Genomic DNA, 23,352 nt, shown 5'->3' with positions numbered 1-23,352 from the left:
CGGAAGGTGCCCGGTCAGAGGGGATGTGCGGGCTCAATTACCGCTAGGTGCAGGGTCGTTCACGCACCGCTGGCAGCACCTTCACAACCTTCACGGCGTGAATGGCGAGACGACTTCGTTCGCTTTCAGCAAATGGGACACCCGCGCATCAATGGGCTTTGTCGTCTGCACGGTGCAATGGATTTTCGTGAACCGTCGTGACTGCCCTTCGCGCATGCTGTGCAGGTTTCTGGCAAGCGACGGCCGCGGCCGTGAGCAGGGCGGGTGACACAAATCCCCACGAGGGCGCTGCCGCGCGTACGGCGACCGCGCCCGCGGCCCCGGCGACCACCGCCAACAGGCGCCCGGCGACCCAGAGTTGCCCCGCCCCGCGCGCCGCCCCGTCGACGGTGCCCGTGACGAGCGTGGTGAGCGTCCCCGTGAAGTACGTCGTCGGCGCGGCCCCGGCCGCGACCATCGCCGCCGACTGCCCACCCATCGCGAGGGCCGCCGCCACGAGGAGCACGGACCGCCAGCCACCCTCGGGCCGCCCGTCGAGCACCCCGCCCACGACGGCGACCCCCGCGAGCACCCCGCACTGCGCCCCGAGACAGGCCACGACCCGCCCGGCCCACGCGTCCCGCCGCTCGACGCCCCGGCACACGAGCGCGGTGACCGCGGCCCCCACGGCGTACCCGGCGAGTGCGTACAAGGGAGCGGCGACATCCGCCCCGTCCCCGCGCCCGGCGGAGATCCCGAGGAGCACCAGGTTCCCGGTCATCACCCCGGCGAAGACGGTGCCCAGGGCGGTGAACGCCAGGGCGTCGACGGCGCCGGACGCCCCGGCGAGCAGCAGGAGGGAGAGCTGGGCGCGTGGGTTCATGGCGTCGACCGTAGGGGCGCCGCGGTCCCGTGCGGCGGGGGCGCGCCCCGGCCCACCCGTCGGTTCGGGCCCTTCAGACCTGGATGTCCCCTTGGACGAGCGCGTGCAGATGCTCGTCGTGCCAGCCGTCCGCGTGCAACAGGGCGCCGCGCATGGTGCCTTCGAGGGCGAACCCGGCCTTGACCGCGACCCGGCACGACGCGGGGTTGGCCACCGAGTGGCACAGCCGCAGCCGATGCAGGCCGAGCTCGTCGAGAGCCCACCGGCTGAGGCGCCGCGTGCCCTCGACGACGACCCCGCGCCCCCGCGCCGCGGGCAGGACCCAGTACAGGAACTCGGCGCTGCCGCCGGCCGGATCGATGTCCCCGAGACCGATCATCCCGAGCGGGTCGCCGTCCGGCGGGGCGACGGCCCAGATCGCACTGCGCTCGGCCCGCCACCGCGCGTGCATCCGCTCGATACGCGCGCGTGCCTCCTCCACGTCCTCCACCACCAGCCGGTTCCACCGGCGTACGGCGGGATCCCGACTCGCGACCACCAGAGCGGCGGCATCGGACAGCCGCTAGGGCGTGTCTTCAAACTCCCTCCCCCAGCCTTCGGCCGGGGGGACCCCCACGCCCGCAGGGCGGCCGCGCGGCGTCTGGTGCGTGCTCTCGGCGTGCCGGGTGCAAGGCCTCGTACTGGATGTACTTGGCCTTACGCCCGGTGCGGCGAGAGTGCGTGCCAGGCGTCGTGAGGCAGACGGGAGTTTGAAGACACGCCCTAGGGCCGCAGCTCCAGGCCGCCCGTGAGAGCGAACACCGGCTGATCCATGGCGGCCAGTCGGCCTGCGGGGACGACGGGCGGTATCCGCGAGCTGGAGGTCATCGCGGCATCCTGCCACGCCCCGCGGGCCCTACTCCGCCGCGCCCGCCTCCGTCAGCCGCACGAGCACCATCCGCGGCCCCCCGTCCGGCACTGTCACCGTCAACCGCTCCCCGTCCCACGCGACCGCCCCGCCGCCCTCCCCGGGGAAGAGCAACCGGGCCGTCAGCCCGCCCCGTTCCCGTTGCCGTGCAGGGCGCGGCACACGGAGCGAAAGCCGGTCCGTGTCACCGCCGCGCCGCCACACCGCAACGTACGCGGCACGCTCGCTGCGCATCCCGAGCGCCAGCCACGCGTCGTCCCACCGCGCCAGCCCGAGCGGCCAGAACGGGGTCGCCGACGGCAGGTCGTCCCGCAGCCCCCGGTACACCGTGAGCGCCTCGCGGACGAGGTCCCGCTGCGCGTCGGTCATCAGGTCCAGGTGGCCGGAGAGATGGATCCGCCCGAGCAGTGCGGAGCCGAGCGTGAAGGCGATCTCCGCATCGGTGAACCCGGGCTGCGGATACGCCCACGCCGCCCCCTGCTCCGGCGGCACGGCCGTCGGGGCCGACGCCGCGATCGGCGGGCAGCGCAGCAGGTCCTGCTGATCGCTCGTCGACTGCAACTGCACCACCGCCAGCGACGCCCCGTCCATCCGCATGCCGCCCGACGCACAGTTCTCGACGACGAGCCCCGGGTGCCGGTCGAGCGCGCCCCGCAAGAAGTCCAGCCACGCCCGCGCGTGCCCGAGGCGCGGACCGCCGGGGGAGACGGTGATGTTGTAGTCGAGCTTGAGATAGCCGACGCCCCAGTCACCGACGATCCGGTCGACCGTCGCGTCCAGGTGCGCCCGGGCCGCGGGATGCGTCAGGTCCAGCTGGTGGCGGCCGTGCTCCGTCACCCGCACCCCGTCGACCCGTACGAACGCCGCGTCCGGCAAGGAGCGCGCGACGTCCGAGCGGACCCCGACCACCTCCGGCTCGAGCCAGAGCCCGGGCACCATCCCGCGCCGCTTGATGTGGTCGAGCACCCGCTGGATGCCCCCGTCGGGGAAGCGCCGCTCGGCGGGCAGCCACGCGCCGACGCTGTCCCACCAGCCCTGCTGGTCGTCGTCGTACCAACCGGAGTCGATGCAGAAGTACTCGGCGCCCACCTGTGCCGCCGCGTCGATCAACGGCAGCAGCTTGTCCGTGGTCGGGTCGCCCATGAGCGTGTTCATGTAGTCGTTGAACACGATGGGGAGGGCCTGGTGGTCCGGGTGCGGACGGCGGACCAGCCGTCGGTACGCCGTCAGCGCCCCCACCGCGTCCTCGAACCCGGAGCCGAGCGCGAGCGCGGACCACTCGGTGGTGAACTCACCGCCGGGTTCGAGCCGTTCACGCCATTGGTGCGCCGGGTCCGTCGGCCCGTACAGCGCGACGTACGCGCCCTCCTCCGCCTCCCCGCTGTCCCACGCCCAGCCGGCCGCCGACTCGATCTGCCACACCCAGGCCCGGCCGCCCGCCGCGTCGCTGAGCGCCCCCATCGCCAGATGCCCGTCCGTCGGCCAACTCCCCCTACTGGCAAGGGCGAACGCGGCCCGCCCGTCGTGCTCGTGGAAGGCGCGTCCGACATCGGGCACGGCCCGGCGCAGCGGCTCGCTCTCCCAACGGCACTCCGCCAGCCAGTCGTTGCGGCCCCGGTGCACGTCGAGCGCGTCGGGGGACGGCAGCGCCCCGAGCAGCAGGCTGCTGACGGCCTGGAGGACGACGCGGTGCGGGCCCGGGTTGCGGACGGTGACCCGGGAGCGTACGGCCGGGAGGCCGTCCGGCGACCACCACTCCACCGTCACCGCCAACTCGGTGACGGGATCGGACAGTTGGACGGTGAGTCGATGCCAGACGCCGTCCCTGTCGATCTCGTGACTTCGGTACCGCAGCCGCCCGCCGAGCGAGGACGCGGCGAACCGCGGCCCCGACCAGCCCGCCCCGTGCCCGACCGCGGTCACCTCCACGAGCGGCAGTGCCCGCCCGGCGGGCGCCTCCGGCAGCCCGTCTCCCGGGCGGCCGAGCCGGGTCACCCGGAGCGTTCCGTCCGGCGCCGGGGCGAAGCGCGCGTCGAGCGCCGCATGCCCCCACGCGAAGGGCTCGGGGGAGCCCCAACTTCCTTCCCCGTGCGCCTCGTTCGCTGCCGTCTCGGTCAACGTCCCTCCCCATGAGTTCGCGGGGTGCGGCGGAGTCCACCGCGTGAATACCCCGTTACGGTCTCTTGACGACCCCCGTGTGACCGGTCACAATCCTGGCATGAATGTGACCGGTCACACAAGGAGCGCAGGCGGCACGGGCGGCCCCCGGGCCGCCAGCATCAGGGACGTCGCCGCCGCGGCCGAGGTGTCGTACCAGACCGTCTCCCGTGTGATCAACGGCCACCCGAGCGTCAAACCGGCAACCCGCGAGCGGGTGCTGGCCGCCATCGAGGAGCTGGGCTTTCGGCGCAGTGCGGCCGCGCACGCCCTGGCCAGCGGCCGGACGAAGGCGGTCACGGTGCTCACGGCCGACACCACCAACCACGGCTACGCGCACATCCTGCAAGGCGTCGAGGAGGCCGCGCGCGCCGCCTCGTACACGATGAGCATCGGCGTCCTCGAAGCCGCGGAGGACACCGCGGTGCGCGCGCAGGTCGAGCGGGCCGTCGACGCGGGCGGCGGACTCATCGTCATCGCCTACGACACGGCCGGTGTGCGCGCCCTGGCCTCCGTGCCGCAGGGGCATCCGGTGGTCGGCGTCGTGGAGACCCCCGCGAAGCCGCCCGCGGGAGGCAGCCCCTGGGTGTGGACCGACGACCGGGTGGCCGCCCACGAGGCGACCCGCCACCTGCTCGGCCTCGGCCACACCACGGTCCACTACGTGGCGCTGCCCTCCAGCACCCGCCGCACCCACATCCGTACGGTGGGCTGGCGCGAGGCCCTGCGTGCGGCCGGCGCCCCCGAACCCCGCCCCGCACAAGGGGGTTGGGGCCCGGGAGCCGGCTACGAGGCGGGCCGCAGGCTGGCCGCCGACCCGTCCGTCACGGCGATCCTGTGCGGCAACGACGACATGGCGGTCGGTGTGCTGCGCGCCCTGCGCGAGGCGGGCCGCAGGGTGCCGCAGGACGTGAGCGTGGCCGGGTTCGACGACATCCCGCACGCCGCGTACCTCACCCCGTCCCTGACCACGGTGCGCCTCGACTTCACCGGACTCGGCCGCGCCGCGTTCCAGGCGCTGCACGGACTCGTCGAACAGGACGCGCCGGTCGCGCCGCACCCCGTGGTCTCCGCGCCCGCGCTCGTCGTACGGGAGAGCACGGGCCCCGCCCCCCGCTGATTGTGCACGGTCACCTCAACCCACCCTGCCCGCCCAGGTGTTGGACCCCGGAGCGGGCCTCTCGCAGTGAGGCATACCCGGATGACAGAGCGACGACTTCTCCCTGCCCTGGCGCTGCTGTGCGCCGCGGCCCTGTCCCTGACGGCGTGCAGCGATCCGAGCGTCGACGACGGCGGCGGCGCGGACGCCGCGGCCGGCGGCGCGGTCGACCCGACGGCGAAGCTCGACGGCGTCCACCTGACGATGTGGACCGCGCAGAACACGGTCAACGCCCCCAAGCAGGTCATCGAGGCCTTCGAGAAGGCGACCGGCGCGAGCGTCGACACCCAGGCGATACCCGACCTGTACGAGCAGAACGTCCCCACGAAGCTCGCCTCCGGCGACAAGCCCGACCTGATGTTCTGGCAGCCCTCGATCTCCACGCTCCCCTTCATCCAGCCGCAGCAGAACCTCCTCACCCTCGACAGCGAGCCCTGGGTCGGCAAGCTGGGCGACACGGAGAAGAAGCTCGGCGTCATCAAGGGCAAGCGGTACGCGGCGATCGTCACCAGCCCCGCCATGCTCGGCGTCTACTACAACAAGGACGTCTTCAAGAAGGCGGGGATCACGGAGAGCCAACTGCCGCAGTCCTACGACCAGTTGCTCGACCTCGCCCACACCGTCAAGGACAAGACGGGTGCCGCGCCCTTCTACGAGGCGGGCGGCGACAAATGGCCCCTCCAGTGGCAGATGCAGGTCCAGCTCACCGACCTGCCCGCGAGCTGGTGGACGGGCCTGAACGAGAACAAGCAGAAGTGGACCGACCCGGTCGTCGTCAAGGCCGTCACGAAGTACAAGGACGAACTGCTCGGCGCCGGGCTCGCCCAGAAGAACTACCGCACCGGCACCTTCACCGGCTCCGCCGACGCCCTGTGGAACGGCGACGCGGCGATGGTCCTCAACGTCACCTCCTTCCAGTCGCAGCTCCAGGCCAAGCACTCCACCGCGGACATCGACAAGAAGCTCGGCTGGTTCCCGATCTCCAACTCCTCGGCCACCGGCATGTATTCACCGGACCAGACCAACGGCGTCGTCGCCTTCAGGACCGGGGACACCAAGCGGCAGAACGCGGCCCGCCAGTTCCTCGACTTCTGGCTGGAGACCGACTACCCCGCCTACCTCAAGGCGATGAAGATCCCGTCGGTGCAGCCGGGCGTGCCCTCGCCCGACGGACTCCCGGGGACCTCGCAGGCCCAGATCAAGGCGCTGCCCACCGCGAGCGGCGTCTTCCAGGCGAAGGCCATCGTCGCCCCGGACACCCACCTGTACCTCGCCGACATGATCTACGGCAAGAAGAGCCCGGAGCAGGTGGCGCAGGCGATCCAGGACCAGTTCGCCCAGGTCGCCAAGGCACAGAGCGCACCGGGCTTCTGACATGGCCGACCTGGTCCTCGACCGCGCAACGGGCCGCGGGCGCAAGCGCGTCGGCAGACTGCCGCGCGCCGCCGTCCACCACCCGTGGTGGTTCGCGCTCCCCGCCGTCGTCTTCTTCGTGGCGTTCTTCCTCCTGCCGAACCTGCTCAACTTCTACTACCCGTTCACCAACTGGTCCTCGTACCACGCGGGCATCTCGTTCACCGGACTCGACAACTTCCAGACCGTCCTGCACGACGGCTCGCTCGTCCGCGCCCTGCGCACGACGCTGCTCTACGCCGCCCTCGCCGCGCTCTTCCAGAACGCGTTCGGGCTCGGGCTCGCCCTGCTCCTGGAGCGCGACACCCCCTTCAACCGCTTCTTCCGCGCCGTCTTCTTCCTGCCGGTCCTGATCTCGGCGCTCGCCGTCGGCTACGTCTTCCAGGCCCTGTTCGACCAGGACGGCGCGGTCAACTCCCTTGCGGGCCTGGACATCCCGTGGTTCGGCTCGACGACCTGGACCCTCGTCCTCGTCTCGGCGGTGCACGGCTGGAAGTGGATGGGCCTGTCGATGCTCATCTACCTGGCCGGACTCAAGGGCATCCCCGGCGACATGCTGGAGGCCGCCCGGATGGACGGCGCCGGGCCCTGGCGGACGTTCCGCTCGGTGCGCTGGCCGATGCTCGCGCCCGCCGTCACCTTCAACGTCACCACGGCCCTCATCGGCTCGATGAACACCTTCGACATCGTGCAGGCCACCACGGGCGGCGGCCCGGCCGCCTCCACCGAGGTCTTCAACCTCTACATGTTCCGCGTCTTCGGGCAGGGCCTGTACGCGCAGGCGTCGACGATGAGCCTCGTCCTGTTCCTGGTCGTCGTGGCGATCGCGATCCCGCTCGTCGTCGGCCTGCGCCGAAGGGAGCAGCTCCTGTGACCCGCTTCTGGCGGCCCGTCACCGTCCTTGTCCTGGCGGGCATTTCGGTCGGGGTCCCGCTCTGGCTCGTCCTCGTCACCTCCGCCAAACCGCAGGGCGAGGCCGTCCGGCCGAACCTCTCGCCACCCCGCCACTGGCAGCCCGCGAGCAACTACGCCGACGCCCTCGACCAGGGAAAGATGCTGCGCGGACTGGTCAACTCCCTTGCGGTGGTGCTCCCTTCGGTCGCCCTCGTGCTGGTCCTCGGCGCCGCGGCCGCCTGGGTCTTCGCCCGCCGCAAGTCCAAGCTGGTCTCGGCCGCGTACGCACTCACCATCAGCGGACTGCTGCTGCCCCCCGCGGTCATCACCATCGTCATGGAGCTGCGACAACTGGGCCTCGCGAACACCAGGCCCGGCATGATCGCCGTCTACACCGGCATGTACCTCTCGACGTCGATCTTCTTCATGACCGGCTTCATCCGCACCATCCCCCTGGAACTGGAGGAGGCCGCGCGCATGGACGGCGCGAGCCCCCTGCGCATCTTCACCCGCATCATCCTGCCGCTCCTGCGCCCGGTCGTCGCCACCGCCACGATCATGGTGATGCTCTACGCCTGGAGCGACGTGTTCTACGCGTTCTTCGTCCTCGGGGGCGGCGACGCGGCCACCCTCCCGCTCAACCTCTACCAGGTGGCGAGTGCCCAGCTGTACCTCAACAACTGGCATCTCGTGTTTGCGTACATCGTGGTGATGAGCCTGCCGATGGTCGCGGTGTTCCTGGTGGCGCAACGCAAGATCGTGTCCGGAATCACGAGTGGAGCCGTCAAATGACCCTCTTTCGCACCAGATCCCGCGCATCAAAAGCCTCAACGGCCCTAGCAGCCTTGGTACTTGGAGCAACTGCCATGGCAGGAACCCTGCACTCGGCCCCGCCCGCCCAGGCGGCGGCGCCCCGACTCTCCGTCGACCTCGCCGCCTCCGAGGGGCCGGTGCTGCGCGGCGCGAACGGCGCCCTGTACGGACTGAGCGACGACGGCGTGCCCAGCGACGCGATCCTCTCGCCGCTCAAGCTGACCAGCGTCAGCCAGAAGCCCGACGGCGGTCTCCAGCACCCGAACGGCGACGCCGTCGAGGTGTCGAAGTCGTTCTTCCGCAGCAACGGCGGCACCGGCGACGTGAACGTCATGATGCAGGACATCTACCAGCACTGGCCCTACGAGGACCTCGGACTCGACGACTACCTCACCAAGGTCGACTCCATCGTCAAGAAGGTCCGCGACGCCGAGCACAGCGACCACTTCGTCTACGTCCCCTTCAACGAGCCGGACTGGATCTGGTACAGCGGCCTCGGCTCCGCCGACACGGCCACCTACACCACGGCCCGCGACCGCTTCCTCGCCGACTGGAAGACCGTCTACCAGCGCATCCGCTCCCTCGACCCGGACGCGCGGATCGCGGGCCCGAACGAGACGCAGTACAACAGCCGCTTCATGCCGGACTTCCTTTCGTTCGCCCAGTCGAACAACGTCCTGCCGGACGTACTGACCTGGCACGAACTCGGCCCCGGCTCCCTGAGCAGCTTCCAGAGCCACTACGACACCTACCGCGCGCTGGAGAAGCGGCTCGGCATCGACCCGCTCCCCATCAACATCGACGAGTACGCCAACCGCCGCGACCTCTCCGTGCCCGGTCAACTCGTCCAGTGGATCGGCATGTTCGAGCGCAACAAGGTGTACGCGAACCAGGCCTACTGGGACGCCGCGGGCAACCTCTCCGGCAACGTCGTGCACACCAACATCCCCAACGGCGGCTGGTGGCTGCTGCGTTGGTACGCCGGACTGACCGGCGACACGGTGCGGGTGACCCCACCGACCGCGAACGCCATCGACACCCTCCAGGGCCTCGCCTCCTACGACACCGGGCGCAGGCAGGCGCAGATACTCCTCGGCGGCGCGGCCGGTGACACGGACGTCACCGTCGGGCACGTCGACCCGAAGGTGTTCGGGACCGGTGTCGTCGCCACCGTCTCCGAGGCCGTGTGGTCCGGATACGAGGGTGCGCACGCCGCACCCCAGGTCCTGAGCCGCACCGAGCTGAAGGTCGCCGACGACGGCGCCGTCACCGTGCCGATGAAGAACCTGCGCAAGATGTCCGCGTACCGCATCGTGCTCACCCCGGCCGGCCGGGGCACTCCCGCCGCGGCCGACGTCCCGTGGTCCACGTCGTACGAGGCCGAGGACGCCACCATCACCTCGGGCCAGGTCCACACCCAGGGCACGGTGAACAACGCCAACGGCTACGCGGCGTCCGGCACGAAGGACGTCGGCTCGCTCGACAAGGCCGACAGTGCGGTGCAGTTCGGGGTGACGGTGCCGCGCGACGGCCGCTACGACCTCTCGATCCTCTACGGCAACCAGTCCGGCGCCCCCGCCACGCAGCGACTCCTCGTCGACGGCGTCGAGGCCGCCACCCCCGTCACGTACCCCTCGACGGAGAACTGGACCTACCGAGGAAAGCAGGACGTCACGCTCGAACTCCCGGCGGGCGCCCACACGTTGACGCTCGCGCACGCCACGAACGAGGTCACCCTCGACCGCGTCGACCTCACCGAACACCGCACGCCCACCACGTCCTACGAGGCCACGCTCGCCGACATCAGCGGCAGGACCGGCTTCGACTACGCGGACGCCACGGGCACCGGCACGGGCGCCCTCGACCTGCGCCCCGGAGGCAAGGCGGTGTTCGACGTGTATGCGCCCCGCGACGGCTACTACACGGTGACCCCGCGCGCCACCGATCCCGTACGGCTCGCCCTGCACGGTGAGAAGGTCACCGCGCAGCCCGGCCGCGCCCAGCGCCTCTACCTCGTCGAGGGCAACAACCGGATCACGGCGACCGGCCCGACGAGCCTGCGCGCCCTCGACGTGACCGGCACCGGATCGGAGCGCGGCGTCCTCGCGTACGAGGCGGACCGGGCCCAACTGGCAGGCGGCGCCCGGCTGGTGGAGAGCCCGCACGCGAGCGGCGGCAGCTACATCGGCTCGCTCGGCGGCAGCGCGCAGAGCACCGCCGCCTTCACGGTCGACGCCCCGCGCGCGGGCGCGTACGTCCTGGTCGTCTCCTACGCGCACAACGACCGCAAGGACAACGGGCACGCCTACAACACCGACATCATCTCCCGCACCGCCGACATCACGGTCGGCGGCGTCACGCACCGGGCGACCTTCAAGAACACCTGGAGCGCGGACGACTACTGGACGCTGGGCGTGCCCGTCACACTGAAGGCGGGCGCCAACACGGTCACGTTCGCCAACGCGACCGGTGCGGCGCCCGGCCTCGACCGCATTCAACTCGCCGCGGTGCGCGGCTGAAGGCGCGCGGGGACGCTCAGCCGGTCTCGATGCCGAGCGTGAGCGTCCCCGAGGCGCGACTGGCCCGTGTGCAGCTCCTGGCCGCCGGTGAACGAGCCATCCGAGGCGGCCGGTGAGCTGTGCGTTGTACCCATTGTGAGTGCGTCACCTGCGCGATCAGGGCGCGCTCACGCGGCCGCCGTCGGGACGGCCGTCGGGGTGCCGGTCGCCGCGGTCGAGGCGCCGGACGCGATGCCGTGCTCCGGCTCGGGGACCGACTCGGGGGACAGGAGCGTGGACCTGCGACCGTCGACACCGACCGGGACGTCGCCGTCGATGGTGACGCGGGCCAGCCTGCGCTCGTGGTCGTCGGAGTCGTCGACGCCGTAGTGCTGCGTGGCCCGGTTGTCCCAGATCGCCACGTCCCCGACCCGCCACTGCCAGCGGACCGTGTTCTCCGGCCGCTCGACGTGCCGCTGGAACAGCTCGACGAGGTCGCGCGAGTCACGCCCGGTCAGGCCCTGGATGCGCTGCACGAAGTTGCCGAGCAGCAGGGTCCGTTCGCCGGTCTCCGGGTGGACCCGGACGACCGGGTGCTCGGTCAGGAACTTGATCTTCGCGAAGACGTCGCGGAAGCGCCGCAGCTGCTCCGGGACCGCGTCGGGACGCAGCGCCGCGTAGTCGTAGTCGTTCGAGTGCACGGCGCGCAGGCTCTCGGCGAGGGCCTTGAGCGGGTCCGGCAGGTTCTCGTACGCCGTCGCGGTGTTGGCCCACAGGGTGTTGCCGCCGTACGGGGGGATGGTGCGGGCGTGCAGGATCGAGAACGCCGGATAGGCCGGGACGAACGTCACGTCGCTGTGCCACTGGTTGGCGCGGCCGCCGTGGTCCGAGTCGATCGGGAACGAGTAACGGCCGTCCGTGGACGGGACGGTGGGGTGCGCGACCGGCGTGCCGAGCAGGCGGCCGAACGCCTCGTGGGAGTCCGTGTCGAGGTGCTCCTGGCCGCGGAAGAAGACGACCTTGTGCCTCAGGAGCGTCTCGCGGATGCCGGTGACCGTGGCGGGGGCGAGGTCGCCGCCGAGGCGGACACCCTCGATGACGGCGCCGAGGCGGCCGTTGAGTCGCGTGACGGTGAGTGCGGCCGGGGCTGAGGCGGAGACCGTGGGCGTGGTCATGGTGGGTGGGTGTCCTCTCGACGGAGTTCGTTTCGGAGGGGAAGCAATGCGCCGGAGCGTGGCAATCGCCGCCGGACGGCGTCAACCGTCGTCGGTGGCGCCGCAGCGCCTCGCCCGATCCGCGAACAACCGTTCTGAGCTGGACCATTGAGGGACACACGGATGCGGCCCCACCGCCCGGCGAATTCACGACCCCGCAATACTGGCCCTACGGAACCGCGCCGCACGCACGTAGGCTCTGCCGGATGCCGAACCCCACGCGCAGGGCCGGTGACGGCCGACGGGACGCCAACGCCGCAACCGTGCTGCGGACCGTCCTCGACCACGGCCCCGTGGCCCGCGGCGGCGTCGCCCGGCTCAGCGGTCTGAGCCCGGCCGCCGTGTCCCGGCAGTGCACCGACCTGGGCCGCCGCGGCCTGCTGCGCGACCTGCCGCAGAGGGCGTCGGCCGGCACCGTGGGCCGCCCCCGGATACCCGTCGACCTGCACACCGGCGAGCCCGACGGACCGCTCGCGGCCGGACTGCACATCGGCGTACCGGCCTCCACGTTCGGCCTGGTGGACCTGCGCGGCCGCGTCGTGGCCCGCCGCACCCTGCGGCACGACGGCATCGCGGAGCAGGAGCTGGCCGGCCAAGTCGCCCGCGCACTGGGGGAGTTCCTCGCCGAGCAGCGGCCGGGGCGGCCGCTGCTCGGGGTCGGCGCCATGCTCGGCGGCTGGGTCGAACCGGGCCGGGACGGCACCGTCGTGCGGCACGACGCCCTCGGCTGGCACCACCGCCCGCTGGCCGCGGACCTCTCCCGCGCGCTCGGCCTGCCCGTACGCCTGGACAACCACGCCCGCGCCATCGCCCAGTCGGAGATCCTCTACGGGCGGCCCGCCGCGCGCCGCAGCCTCGTCCACCTCTTCGTCGGGAACGTCGTCGACGCGGCCCTCGGCATCGCCGGCGTCGTGCACCGCGGCCCCCGCTCCGGCGCCGGCGACGTGGCGCACCTCCCGGTGCCGGACTCCCTCGCGCCCTGCGCGTGCGGGCGCACCGGGTGCCTGCAGGCGACCGCGTCGGACACGGTGCTCGCCGCCACGGCCGCGCGGCTCGGCATCATCCCCGCACCGGACTCGATGCGGCTGTGGGACGCCGTGGCCACCGGCGACCCGCGCGCCGACCGGCTGCTGCGCGACCGCGCCCGCGCCGTGGGCCGCGCCGTCGGGCTCCTCCTCGACGTGCTCAACCCCGATCTCGTCGTCGTCACCGAGCAGTCGAGCCTCCTCGACCCCGTGTACCTGGAGGAGATCAGGGGCGCGGCCGTCGACCACTCGCACGTCTGCGACGAGCCCGAGCGGATCGTCGGCCCGCACGCCGGAGCGGACGTGCTGCCCGTCGCCGCGGGGACGGTCCTGCTGCACCCTCTCTTCCAGAACCCGCTGCGGGCGTGAGCGGCGACATGAACTGTTCACAATCCAGGGGGAATTGCCACTCCCCGTGATCGCGTTCTCCCCGTCATGACAGTCGGAGTGACACTCGACATGACCGGCCCGGACCATGACATCGACGACGCCGTGCGCAGGGCCCGCGAGGCCCGCGCGTCCGGGCTCGCCTCCCTGTGGTTCGCCCAGACGCTCGCCCACGACGCCCCGACGCTCGCTGCCCTCGTCGGCCGCGCCGTCCCCGGGATCCACCTGGGCACCTCCGCGATCCCCGTCTTCGGCCGCCACCCGCTGACCGTCGTGAGTCAGGCGCAGACGGTCCAGGCGGCCACCGGTGGGCGCTTCCACCTGGGGCTCGCCCTCGGCACCAAGCTGGTCGCCGAAGGCGCCTTCGGGCTGCCCTTCGAACGGCCCGTGGCGCGACTGCGTGAATTCCTCACCGTGGTACGGCAGTTGGTGCACACGGGGCAGGCCGACTTCGAGGGTGAGCTGCTCACCGCGCGAACCTCGCGGAGCCCGCTGCCCGTCGCCGTGCCCGGCGCCGAGCCGCCGGTGCCGCTCCTCGTCGCCGCGATGGGGCCCCAGGCGCTGCGCGTCAGCGGCCGCCTCGCCGACGGGATCCTGCCGTACCTGGCCGGGCCGCGCGCCCTGGAGCAGCACATCGTCCCCGAGCTCACCCGGGCCGCCGAGGAGGCGGGCCGCCCGGCCCCGCGCATCGTCGCCTTCGTGCCCGGCGTCGTCACCCCCGACCCGGACGCCCTGCGCGCCAAGCTCCACGAGCAGATGTCCTTCTACGCGCAGATCCCGTCCTACGCCCGGGTCATCGAGCTCTCCGGACATGACCACCCCATCGAACTCGCCGTCCTCGGCGACGAGAAGAACCTCGTGGACGCCGTCCGCCGCTACCGCGACGCGGGCGCCACCGAGGTGGTCGTCTCCGGCACCGAGGCCGACGGGCCCGAATCCCGCCTGCGCACGTGGGAGGTGCTCGGCGAACTGGCCCGCGGCGACTGACCGTCCCGGCCTGGCCGACGACCGAAGCGATCAGGGTGCGGCGCGGAACCCGATCCGCACGTGACGGCGCCCCGTCCGCACCAACAGGCCGTCCAGCAAACGCTGTTCGCTGCCGCCGCCCACCAGCCACACGTGCACGGCCGCACCGAGCAGCAGCGGATCGAGCGCGGGACGGGCCGCGCCCCACGTGCGTTCGGCGTGCGCCTCCAGGAGGGGGCCGCCGCGCGGACGCACCAGGGCCCGCCCCTCGTCGACCGCCGCGACCAGCACGTCCTGGTCGGGAAAGTCATCGGCGGCCGTCGACAGCCAGTCCACGGCGGGCAGTTCGGCATCGGCGTCCACCGCGGTGCGGGCCACGACCTCCGCCGACTGCCGCCACTGGCGATGCCCCTGCTCGACCGCGGCCGCGTAGAAGCCGCGCGCCTCGCGATGGTGCCCGGCGACCACGGGGCGCCGCTCCAGGTCCACCACGCCGTCGGGATGCGCGTCGCCCGTCACGTCGTACGTCGCCGCGGGGCGCCCCTCGACCGGCTCCGGCTCCGGCACCGGGGTCGGCACGGGCGGCGTCGAGGGCGGCCGCACCCCGCGCCCCGCCAGGAACGCGTACATGCGCTCCCGGGTCAGCTCGCCCGACCGGTCCACGTCCTCGAGCTGGCCGTCGATCACCGGGCGCAGCGCCCCGCGGTCGAACTTCCGCTCCGCGTCGAGGAGTTGCGCGTACAGATCGCCCTCGGGGTCGAGGCGCGGGGCCTGCCGGGCGAACGCCGCCGCGGGGGAGAGCGGGTCGAGTTCGTCGAGGCCGGTCGCCGCGAGCAGGGTCAGCCGGTCCAGGGCCGCGAGCTCCGCCGCGGTGATCGCCGCGTCGAGGGCGGCGTCGAGGTCACCGAGCCCGCGCAGCGCCCGCGCGCGGACCAGGTCGATCTTGGTGCGCATCGGTGAGCCCGTGTCCGTCAGGGCCGTGACCTCGTCGAGCAGGGCAAGGGCGGCGGTGAAGTCCCCGGCGGCGATCCGGGCCTGGGCGAGGTTGTAGGTCTGGACGGCGATGCCATGGGCGTCTCCTGCACGCCGGTTGGCGTGCAGCGCGCGCTCGAACAGGGCCAGTGCGTCCTGGTCGCGGCCGACCGCGAGAGCGGTCAGTCCACGGGTCTCGTGCACCATGCCGTGCAGGACGGCGTCGTCGACGAGGTCGAGCAGTGCGTCCGCCACGGCGAGCTCCCGCTCCGCGTCGTCGAACGCCCGGAGCGTGTAGTGGTGGCGCGCGAGCTGGTTGCGCATCCGCACCTCGACGTCGCGCCGCCCCAGCCACTGCGCCGCCTCGACACCCCTGTCCTGGAGCTCCAGCCAGGCGGCGAAGGGGCGGCGGGCGTTGAACCACGGCCACAGCGACTCGCAGATCCGCCACACCGCGTCGTGCCGTTCCCCCGCCATGGCGGCCCGGGTGATCCCCCGGAGGTTGGCGCTCTCGGCGTCCAGCCAGTCAAGCGCCTGCGCGCGCGTGCCGAACAGGTCATGGCCGACGGGCCGGGGCCGCGGCTGCATCCTGAACCGGCCGCTGCCGCCCACCACCTGGTCGGCGTGTGCCGTCAGGTCCACATACAGGTCGACCGCGTCCGCCAGCAGTTCCTGCCGCTCGGGCGCGGACAGCCGGCCCGCCACGGCCCGCGCGTGCGCGCGCACCAGGTCGTGCGGACGGTACCGGTCGTGGCCCTCGCCGGTGTGCGTGACGAGATGGGCGTTGACCAGGGCGCCGATCGCCGTGTCCGCGTCCGCGTCCGAACCGGCCGCGACCCGGGCGAGCGGGTGGGTCAGGTCGACGAGGTCGGCGGCGCCCACCAGGGCGTACAACCGCTGCGCGGCGACGGGCAGTTGGTCGTGCACCGCGTCGAGGACGGAACTCATCGAGGGGCTCCCGTCGGTGGGGTCGGCGGTCAGCAGGTCCTCGGCCGCGAGCGTGCGCACCACGTGCTCCAGGCCCAGATGGGGCCGGTCCGCGAGCCAGTCACCCGCGGTGAGCAGCGCCAGGGGCAGCCCGCCGCACAATCGCACCAGCTCGGCCGCGGTCGTCTCGGCCGCGTCCTTCGACCACTCGCGCACCAACTCCACGCCGGCCGTCTTGTCGAGCGGCTCCACGACGATCGGCACCGCGCCGTTCCGCGTCACCAGGGCGGTCAGCAGCTTCCGGCTGGTGACGACCAGCAGGCCCTGGCCGGGCGTCAGTCCGCGCACCTCGGCCGCGTGCTGGGCGTTGTCGACGACGACCAGTACCCGCCCGGTGGCCGTCATGCTGCGGTACAGCGCCGTCAGCCCGGGGCGGTCGGTGGGCAGCAGCTCCCGGTGCACACCGAGGCCGGTCAGGAACCCCCGCAGGACGGCCGCGACATCGACGGCCCCGTCCCGGCGCATCTCCTCCAGGTCGACGTACAGATGCCGCGGAAACCACTCCCGCAGGTCCCCGAGGTGCGCCCAGTGGGCCACGAGCTTGGTCTTGCCGATCCCGCCGAGCCCGGTCAGCAGCACGGTGCGCGGGCCGCTCGGGCCGTCCGCCGTCCTGGCCACCGAGTGCAACTGGTCCAACTCGCGCACCCGGTTGACGAACGGGCCCGTGTCGTGGGGGAGCTGGCGCGCCGGCGGCGGCACGTACTGGTCGATGTGCAGCGACTCGATGCGGTGCGCCTGGATCACGGAACCGTGGACCACGGTCCCGCCCGCCACGGAGTTGTACGAGGTCTCGCCACCCCCACCGCCGTGCTCGCTCACCCGCGCTCCCTCCGGTACCAGTAGGCCCACCAGGGTATGCCCCGCTCCTGTCCGATCAAGGCACCCTGTCAGTACCCTGAGCGGAGTCGTCGGGGCTCCGTCCCGTAGTCGAAGCGCTTCGACAGACTTATGGACAGGTACCCGTTGATCGCCATAGGGTCGGCATTCCGAACAGTCAACGGGCAACCTGCCCCGTCGAATCGCTTCGCTTCGGCGTCCCCTCGTCACGGCTCAGGAGAACGACATGGTCACGCTCGCAGAGGTCGCCCGGCACGCCGGAGTCTCCGCCAGCACCGTGAGCTACGTCCTCAGCGGCAAGCGGTCCATCTCCGCCGCCACCCGCGAGCGCGTCGAGAACAGCGTCCGCAAGCTCGGCTACCACCCGAACGCGGGCGCGCGGGCCCTGGCCAGCAGCAAGTCGAACATCATCGCCCTCATGGTGCCGCTGCGCACCGACATGTACGTGCCGGTGATGATGGAGATCGCGATGGCCGTCGCCACCGCCGCCCGCACGCACGGCTACGACATCCTGCTGCTCACCGGCGAGGAGGGCGCCCAGGCGGTGCGCCGCATCGAGGGCAGCGCGCTCGCCGACGCCATGATCCTGATGGACGTCGAGCTGGACGACGAGCGGCTGCCGCTGCTGCGCACCGCGAGCCGCCCCGCCGTCCTCATCGGTCTGCCCGCCGACACCACGGGACTGACCTGCGTGGACCTCGACTTTGCCGCGGCGGGCGCCGCCTGCGCCCAGCACCTGGCCGACCTCGGGCACCGCGAGATCGCGGTGATCGGCGAGGCCGCCGCGGTGTACGAGCGGCGCACCGGCTTCGCCGAGCGCACGCTGACCGGCCTGCGCGAGCGCAGCAACGAGCTGGGGCTCAGGCTGCTGCACCGCCCGTGCGAGGGTTCGTACGCCTCCGTCTCGGCAACGTTGTCGCGGATCTTCGACGAGCGGCCCGGCACCACCGCGTTCGTCGTGCAGAACGAGGCGGCGACCGACCCGCTGCTCGCCCTGCTGCGCCAGTCGGGCCGCGCCGTGCCCGAGGACGTGTCGGTCGTCGCCGTCTGCCCCGAGCAGGTCGCCGCGCACGCCTCGGTGCCGCTCACCTCCGTCGCCGTGCCCGCGCAGGAGATGGGGCGGCGCGCCGTCGAGCAGGTCGTCGCCCGCATCGAGGGGCGCGGCTCGGGCAGTGAAGTGGCGCTGCTCGCACCGGAGTTGACCGTGCGCGAAAGCGCGGCCCAGGCGCCCGTCGGTGGCGTCTGAGCCGCGCGTACAGGGGCTTCAGCTGCTGGTTACGCCGAAGCTGTTCGTCACGAAGTTCAGACCGCCGGACGACGACGTGATCTCGTAGCCGAACTGCACGTCACCGATGGTCGCGTCGCCGATCAGGCCCTTGGTGTCCTTCATCCACTTGAGGACGGCGAGGATGTCGACGGTCCCCGACGTGGAGTCGGACGTGCGCAGGAACGAGTACACGTTGTTCGCCCCGTTGGATCCCACGTACACGGTCCACGTGTGGGAACCGAGCGTGACGTTGCCGATGGAGCTGCCGAGCGGGCCGACCGCGCCGTTGTAGTTCACCCACAGCATGATCTCGTTGGCGTGGCCGCTGTCCCAGATGTCGTACGACGTGTTGTACGCGCCCGACGACGGCACGCTGACGTTGTAGCTGCTCTTGAGGGAGGACAGCGCGCTGATCTTCTTGCCGACGACCTTCTTCGCGTTCGGATACGACTTGATGCCGCCCGTGTTCGGGTGGTTGGCCCAAACGCCCCAGTTGGACGAGGAGTTGGCCCAGATCGACTGGGATCCCGCGCCCGAACCCCAGATGTTGTTGTAGAGGGTGTAGCCGTCCGACGTGGTGTAGTTGCCCCATTGGTCGGACGACGACCAGACCAACGCCTGAGCGGGTGACGCGGTGAGGGCGAGCGCCGCCCCGGCCGCGGCGAACGAGCCGAGGACGGTGCGGCGGCTCAGAGATCTGTTGCGTGAGGTGTGTGCCATGGTGTCCCTTCCATGGTCGGTGGGGGGAAATGCCCGGGTGAACTACCGCGTCCTCACCGTGAGTTCGCGGTCCTCGCCCGCGGCCAGGCGCAGCCGCCCGGGTCCGCGGACGGGGGTCTTGAGGTCCACGTGCGCGTCACGCGACGGGTGCAGCACGGCCGTGCAGGTGCCGCCGCCCCACGTCAGGTCGACGCGCGCGCCGAACCGGGTGGTGAGGCCCGTCACCGAGCCGCGCGCCCACGAGGGCGGCAGTGCGGGCAGCAGGACGAGCCGGTCCGGAGTGGACTGCAGCAGCGACTCGACGAGCAGCGCGGGCAGGGTGTGCGCGGCGTCCGCGTTGTAGACGTCGCGGCGCGGGTAGTGCGCGCTCATCAGCGAGCGGTGGAAGTAGTCGCCGGTCAGGACGTGCTGCAGGGCGTCGGTGACCCGCCCCGCGTCGCGCAGCCGGGCCGCGACCAGGGCGTGGTGCAGATGGCCGTGCGCCGAGTCGTTCTCGGCGCCCCGCAGTTCGAGGGCCCGGTGCGCGGCCTTGGCCCACTCCGGGGTGTCGTACGGGTTGATGTCGTGGTGCGGCCACACCGGGTAGAGGTGGCTGAGGTGCCGGTGGTCGTAGGCGTCCTCGAGGCCCGGCCAGGCCCATTCGGCCAGTGCGCCCTCGGAGTTGACCCGGTAGTCGGGCAGCCGGTCGGCGAGCGCGCTCCACCGGTCGCCGTCGGGCCCGGGGTGCCAGGCGGCCGCGGTGCGCAGGGCGTGCCGGGCCGCCGCGATGTCCATCGTGGCGTTGAGGGTGCCCCAGCTCGCGTTCGCCGGGCGGTTCTCCGGTGAGTACGACGGGACGATCACCACGCGCCCGTCGGGATCGGTGCGGGTGAGGAAGTCCTCGTAGAACAGGGCGAGTTCGGTGACGGCCGCGGCGAGCCAGGCGGGCCGCTCGCCGGTCGTCTCGGCCTGTTCTACGAGCGGGGTGAGCAGCCAGTCGGCGCCCGCCGTCCACAGGTGCATCGGCCACGCGCGCTGGAAGTGGTAGGCGTGCCCCGACTCGCCGTCGGTGTGCGCGGGCGCGACGATGCCCCGGGCGCCGAAGATCTCCCGCGCGTTGTCCCGCCAGTCCGCCAACTGGCCCTGGATCAGGGCGCCTTGTGCCTGCGTGACCTCCGGAAGGTCGCAGGCGACCGCGGACGCCGTCTGCAGATTGAGATTGGCGTCCGTGGTGAACGCCCCCGACCACGCGGTGTCCCACTCGCCGGTCCACAGCCCCGTGAGTCGCGGCGGCAGCGCCCCCGACGAGCTGAGCAGGTGGTAGCGGCCCGCCGCGAACAGCCGCTCCAACAGGGCGTGGCTGCGGGGAAGTTCGAGCAGCGCGCTGCCGGACAGGCCGCGTTCGGTGCGCGGCGCGTTCAGGTCGAAGGCCACCCGCTCGTACGCGGCGCGGTGCGGCGTCTCGTGCCGGGCGAGCAGTTCCGCGTAGGTCGCCGCCGGATCGCCGTCCCCGACCACCAGATCGCCGAGCGCGGCCGCCTCCGTGGCCGCGTCGAGCTCCCCGAGGTGCCGCCGCACCCGGGTGAGCAGCAGAAGCCCGGTCGCGCCGTCGACCCGGACACCCGTGCGGCCCATCGAGGTGCGCCCGCCGTCGACGAGCGCGAGCGTCACCCCCGTGTACGCCGTGTCGCTCTGCGGATACCGGCAGCGCAGCGTCAACTGGGCACCCTGCGCGGTCAGTACGACACCCCGGCCCACCCCGAGCCGGGCCGGTGCCCCGGTGAGCCGTTGGTCCAGGGACAGTTCCCCGTCGAGGCCCGGCGCGGTGGCGTACTGCACGAGGACGTCGTCCGCGCGCGACACGAAGACCCGGCTGTGCCAGCCGCCGCAGCGCGCCTCGGCGACGCCCGTCGCGAAGTCGACCGTGCGCCGGTAGCCGCGCCACACCAAGCTGTCGCGGACGAACCGCGTCTGGAACGCCGGATGGAACGCGCGCACCCACCGCAGCTCGCGGCCGTCCGTGAACCGTTCGGCGGCGCTCACGTCACCGGCCAGCAACCGGTCCTGCAGGGAGGGGAGTTGGGCGGCGAGCGCGGGCGGGCGTGGCTGCGGGCCGGCGTCCGGGCGGACCAGCGCATGGTGCGTGACGATCACCCGGTCGTCGTGCGGATCACCGAACACGAGGGCGCCGTGCCGGCCGTTGCCGCTGAGGAACGCGTCCTCCCAGCGTCCGGCCGGCACCTGCTCCCACGTGCCGTGCGGATGTTCAGGCGGCACCGGACCCCCGCGCCACCTTCGACACGGGCCCGAGGACCGCCACGCCGAACCGGCCGAGCGGCACGGAGCCCGTGTGCTCCTCGCCCGTGAGGAGATCCCGGTACGCCGCCCCGTCGGGCAGCGCGACCGTGACCTCGCCGCGCCCGTGGTGCAGCAGAAACAGCAGCTCGCCGCGGCGTACGGCCTCCACGCCTGCGGGGAGGCCGGACAGCGGAGGCCGTACGCCCGCTCCGGCGGCCGCGTCCGCGAGCAGCGCGCGCAGGGCCGGAGGTTCGGGAAGCGTGGAGAGGTACCAGGCCCGGCCCCGGCGCAGCACGGCCGGGAAACCGTCGAGCTCACCGCCCCGGTACGCGGCCACCACCTCGGCGCCGTCCGCCGCGGCCAGCTCCTCCGACCACAGCGTGCCGCCGAACTCGCCGCACCGCACGGTCTCCTGGGGCTCGAGCGGCCACCACTCGTGCACGGTGCGGATGCCGAACAGCTGCCGCAGCCGGGCGTCCATGCCGCCGGGCCGCACCCGGTCGTCGGGGTCGGCGACCCCGGTGAAGAACCCGGAGACGAGCGTCCCGCCCCCGTCCACGTACGCCACCAGGTTCTCGACGGCCGCGTCGCTCAGCAGGTACAGCTGCGGCACGACCACCATCTTGTACGCGGACAGGTCGTGCCCGGGGTGCGCGAAGTCGGCGGTCAGATGCGCCTCCCACAGGGCCCGGTGCCAGGCCCGCACCACCTCTTCGTACGCGACGTGCGACGACGGCCGGCCCTCCTGGCCGCCCGCCCACCACGAGTGCCAGTCGTGCAACACCGCGATGTCGGCGGGGACCTGAGCACCTGCGGCGGCCCCGAGTCCGGTCAGCTCGGCGCCGATCCGCCGCACCTCGGCGAACGTCCGCCCCTCCTCGCCCGCGTGACTGAGCATCCCCGAGTGGAACTTCTCCGCGCCCTGCCGGGACTGGCGCCACTGGAAGTAGCAGACGGCGTCCGCGCCGCGCGCCACGGCCTGCAGCGACCACAGCCGGTTCAGTCCCGGCGGCTTGGGGTGGTTGGCCCCGCGCCAGTTCACCGGGCCCGCCGCCTGCTCCATCAGCATCCACGGCCCCCGGGCCTGACTGCGCGTCATGTCGGCGATCATGGCGTTGTACTGGCCGCCCAGCGGGTCCCGCGGATCCGGGTACGCGTCGACGGAGACGACGTCCTCCTCCTCGGCCCACGCCCACGCGTCCTGCCCGGTCCAGAACGGCATGAAGTTCGTGGTGACCGGGACGTGGGCGGGGGAGTGCCGCCGCACGATGTCCCGTTCGGCGACGTAGCACTCCATGAGCGCGTCCGAGGTGAACCGGCGGAAGTCGAGGACCTGGGTGGGGTTGCGCATGTACTGGGCGCGACGCGGCGGGATGACGTCCTGCCACGTCTCGACGTGCTGGCTCCAAAAGGCCGTGCCCCAGGCCTCGTTGAGGGCGTCCAGCGTGTCGTACTTCGCGCGCAGCCAGTCACGGAAGGCGCGGGCCGACTCGGTTCCGTAGTCGAAGGTGCAGTACTCGTTGTTGATGTGCCACATCCGCAGGGCCGGGTGGTTCCCGTACCGCTTCGCGAGGTCCTCGGTGATCGCCGCGGCGTAGCGGCGGTAGGCGCTGGAGGAGTGGGCGAACTGCTGCCGCGAGCCCCACCACACGGTCTGCCCGTTCTCGTCGCGCGGCAGCGTCTCCGGGTGGAGTCGGCCCAGCCACGGCGGCGGCGATGCGGTCGGCGTCGCCAGGACCACGCCGACGCCGTGCGCGTGCAGCAGGTCCATCAGCCGGTCGAGCCAGCCGAACTCCCGTGCCCCGGGCCGTGGTTCGAGCTTCGCCCAGGAGAAGACGCCGACGGTGACGGAGTTGACCCCGGCCTCCTTCATGAGGCGGACGTCGTCGGCCCAGACCTCCTCGGGCCACTGCTCGGGGTTGTAGTCGCCGCCGAACAGGAGGCGGCCGTCGGGGGCGATCGGCATTCTGGAGACCGCCGTCCTTTCCGTCATCTCT

At 72.4% G+C, this 23,352-nt stretch carries 16 protein-coding genes; 8 read left to right on the top strand and 8 right to left on the bottom strand.

All coding sequences use genetic code 11. From position 1 onward, the window contains the following. Positions 1-148: 148 nt before the first annotated feature. The 3 genes from ACIBUY_RS01565 to ACIBUY_RS01555 form a co-directional block, all read right to left on the bottom strand. Positions 149-862: a YoaK family protein gene (locus tag ACIBUY_RS01565; RefSeq protein WP_365573960.1), complete on the bottom strand. Its 714-nt coding sequence runs from the start codon at positions 860-862 to the stop codon at positions 149-151. Between the two features lie 73 nt (positions 863-935). Further along, on the bottom strand, positions 936-1,421 hold the full coding sequence (locus tag ACIBUY_RS01560) for a GNAT family N-acetyltransferase (protein ID WP_399152145.1): 486 nt from the start codon (positions 1,419-1,421) through the stop codon (positions 936-938). A 336-nt stretch (positions 1,422-1,757) separates the two neighbouring features. After that, positions 1,758-3,887 carry an alpha-galactosidase gene (locus tag ACIBUY_RS01555; RefSeq protein WP_399151372.1) on the bottom strand — a complete coding sequence of 710 codons (2,130 nt, stop codon included), beginning with the start codon at positions 3,885-3,887 and terminating at the stop codon, positions 1,758-1,760. A 100-nt stretch (positions 3,888-3,987) separates the two neighbouring features. Between ACIBUY_RS01555 and ACIBUY_RS01550 the strand changes: the two genes are divergently transcribed. The 5 genes from ACIBUY_RS01550 (at position 3,988) to ACIBUY_RS01530 (ending at position 10,724) form a co-directional block, all read left to right on the top strand. Next, positions 3,988-5,046 carry a LacI family DNA-binding transcriptional regulator gene (locus ACIBUY_RS01550; protein WP_365574724.1) on the top strand — a complete coding sequence of 353 codons (1,059 nt, stop codon included), beginning with the start codon at positions 3,988-3,990 and terminating at the stop codon, positions 5,044-5,046. A gap of 81 nt (positions 5,047-5,127) precedes the next feature. Further along, positions 5,128-6,459 carry an extracellular solute-binding protein gene (locus tag ACIBUY_RS01545; protein ID WP_365574727.1) on the top strand — a complete coding sequence of 444 codons (1,332 nt, stop codon included), beginning with the start codon at positions 5,128-5,130 and terminating at the stop codon, positions 6,457-6,459. 1 nt (position 6,460) lies between these two features. Then, positions 6,461-7,372, top strand: coding sequence for a sugar ABC transporter permease (locus tag ACIBUY_RS01540; RefSeq protein WP_365574730.1), 912 nt, complete (start codon positions 6,461-6,463; stop codon positions 7,370-7,372). Next, the gene (locus ACIBUY_RS01535; RefSeq protein ID WP_365574733.1) at positions 7,369-8,184 is read left to right on the top strand and encodes a carbohydrate ABC transporter permease; all 816 of its coding nucleotides are present in this window, start codon (positions 7,369-7,371) and stop codon (positions 8,182-8,184) included. The genes ACIBUY_RS01540 and ACIBUY_RS01535 overlap by 4 nt, the downstream gene beginning before the upstream one ends. A gap of 74 nt (positions 8,185-8,258) precedes the next feature. Beyond that, positions 8,259-10,724 (top strand): CBM35 domain-containing protein, encoded by a 2,466-nt coding sequence (locus ACIBUY_RS01530; RefSeq protein ID WP_399151371.1) that lies wholly within the window; start codon positions 8,259-8,261, stop codon positions 10,722-10,724. 167 nt (positions 10,725-10,891) lie between these two features. On the opposite strand, the gene ACIBUY_RS01525 is transcribed toward ACIBUY_RS01530, so the two are convergent. Beyond that, a complete protein-coding gene (locus tag ACIBUY_RS01525; RefSeq protein ID WP_399151370.1) occupies positions 10,892-11,878 on the bottom strand; it encodes a TauD/TfdA dioxygenase family protein in 987 nt (328 codons plus the stop codon). A gap of 245 nt (positions 11,879-12,123) precedes the next feature. On the opposite strand from ACIBUY_RS01525, the gene ACIBUY_RS01520 reads away from it, so the two are divergent. Next, a complete protein-coding gene (locus ACIBUY_RS01520; RefSeq protein WP_365574741.1) occupies positions 12,124-13,311 on the top strand; it encodes an ROK family protein in 1,188 nt (395 codons plus the stop codon). Positions 13,312-13,377: 66 nt separating this feature from the next. After that, a complete protein-coding gene (locus tag ACIBUY_RS01515) occupies positions 13,378-14,316 on the top strand; it encodes a TIGR03564 family F420-dependent LLM class oxidoreductase (RefSeq protein WP_399151369.1) in 939 nt (312 codons plus the stop codon). Between the two features lie 30 nt (positions 14,317-14,346). Here the strand turns inward: ACIBUY_RS01515 and ACIBUY_RS01510 are convergent, their stop codons facing one another. Then, complete coding sequence (locus ACIBUY_RS01510) at positions 14,347-17,073, bottom strand: hypothetical protein (RefSeq protein ID WP_399151368.1); 2,727 nt, start codon at positions 17,071-17,073, stop codon at positions 14,347-14,349. A gap of 244 nt (positions 17,074-17,317) precedes the next feature. On the opposite strand from ACIBUY_RS01510, the gene ACIBUY_RS01505 reads away from it, so the two are divergent. Further along, entirely contained in the window at positions 17,318-18,337 is a 1,020-nt protein-coding gene (locus tag ACIBUY_RS01505; RefSeq protein WP_365574753.1) for a LacI family DNA-binding transcriptional regulator, read from the top strand. Positions 18,338-18,355: 18 nt separating this feature from the next. On the opposite strand, the gene ACIBUY_RS01500 is transcribed toward ACIBUY_RS01505, so the two are convergent. Genes ACIBUY_RS01500 through ACIBUY_RS01490 form a run of 3 tightly spaced genes read right to left on the bottom strand, consistent with a single transcriptional unit; the run spans position 18,356 to position 23,348 of the window. Continuing rightward, positions 18,356-19,078, bottom strand: a complete 723-nt coding sequence (locus tag ACIBUY_RS01500; RefSeq protein WP_365574756.1) for a hypothetical protein — start codon at positions 19,076-19,078, stop codon at positions 18,356-18,358. A gap of 42 nt (positions 19,079-19,120) precedes the next feature. Then, positions 19,121-21,334, bottom strand: a complete 2,214-nt coding sequence (locus ACIBUY_RS01495; protein WP_399151367.1) for a glycosyl hydrolase family 95 catalytic domain-containing protein — start codon at positions 21,332-21,334, stop codon at positions 19,121-19,123. Continuing rightward, positions 21,324-23,348, bottom strand: coding sequence for a beta-galactosidase (locus tag ACIBUY_RS01490; RefSeq protein WP_399151366.1), 2,025 nt, complete (start codon positions 23,346-23,348; stop codon positions 21,324-21,326). Before ACIBUY_RS01490 ends, ACIBUY_RS01495 begins: the two co-directional genes overlap by 11 nt. Positions 23,349-23,352 lie beyond the last annotated feature (4 nt).

It is taken from the genome of Streptomyces sp. NPDC050085 (genome assembly GCF_044460595.1).
Taxonomy (GTDB): domain Bacteria; phylum Actinomycetota; class Actinomycetes; order Streptomycetales; family Streptomycetaceae; genus Streptomyces.
This window is presented reverse-complemented; position numbering and strand designations above follow the sequence as displayed.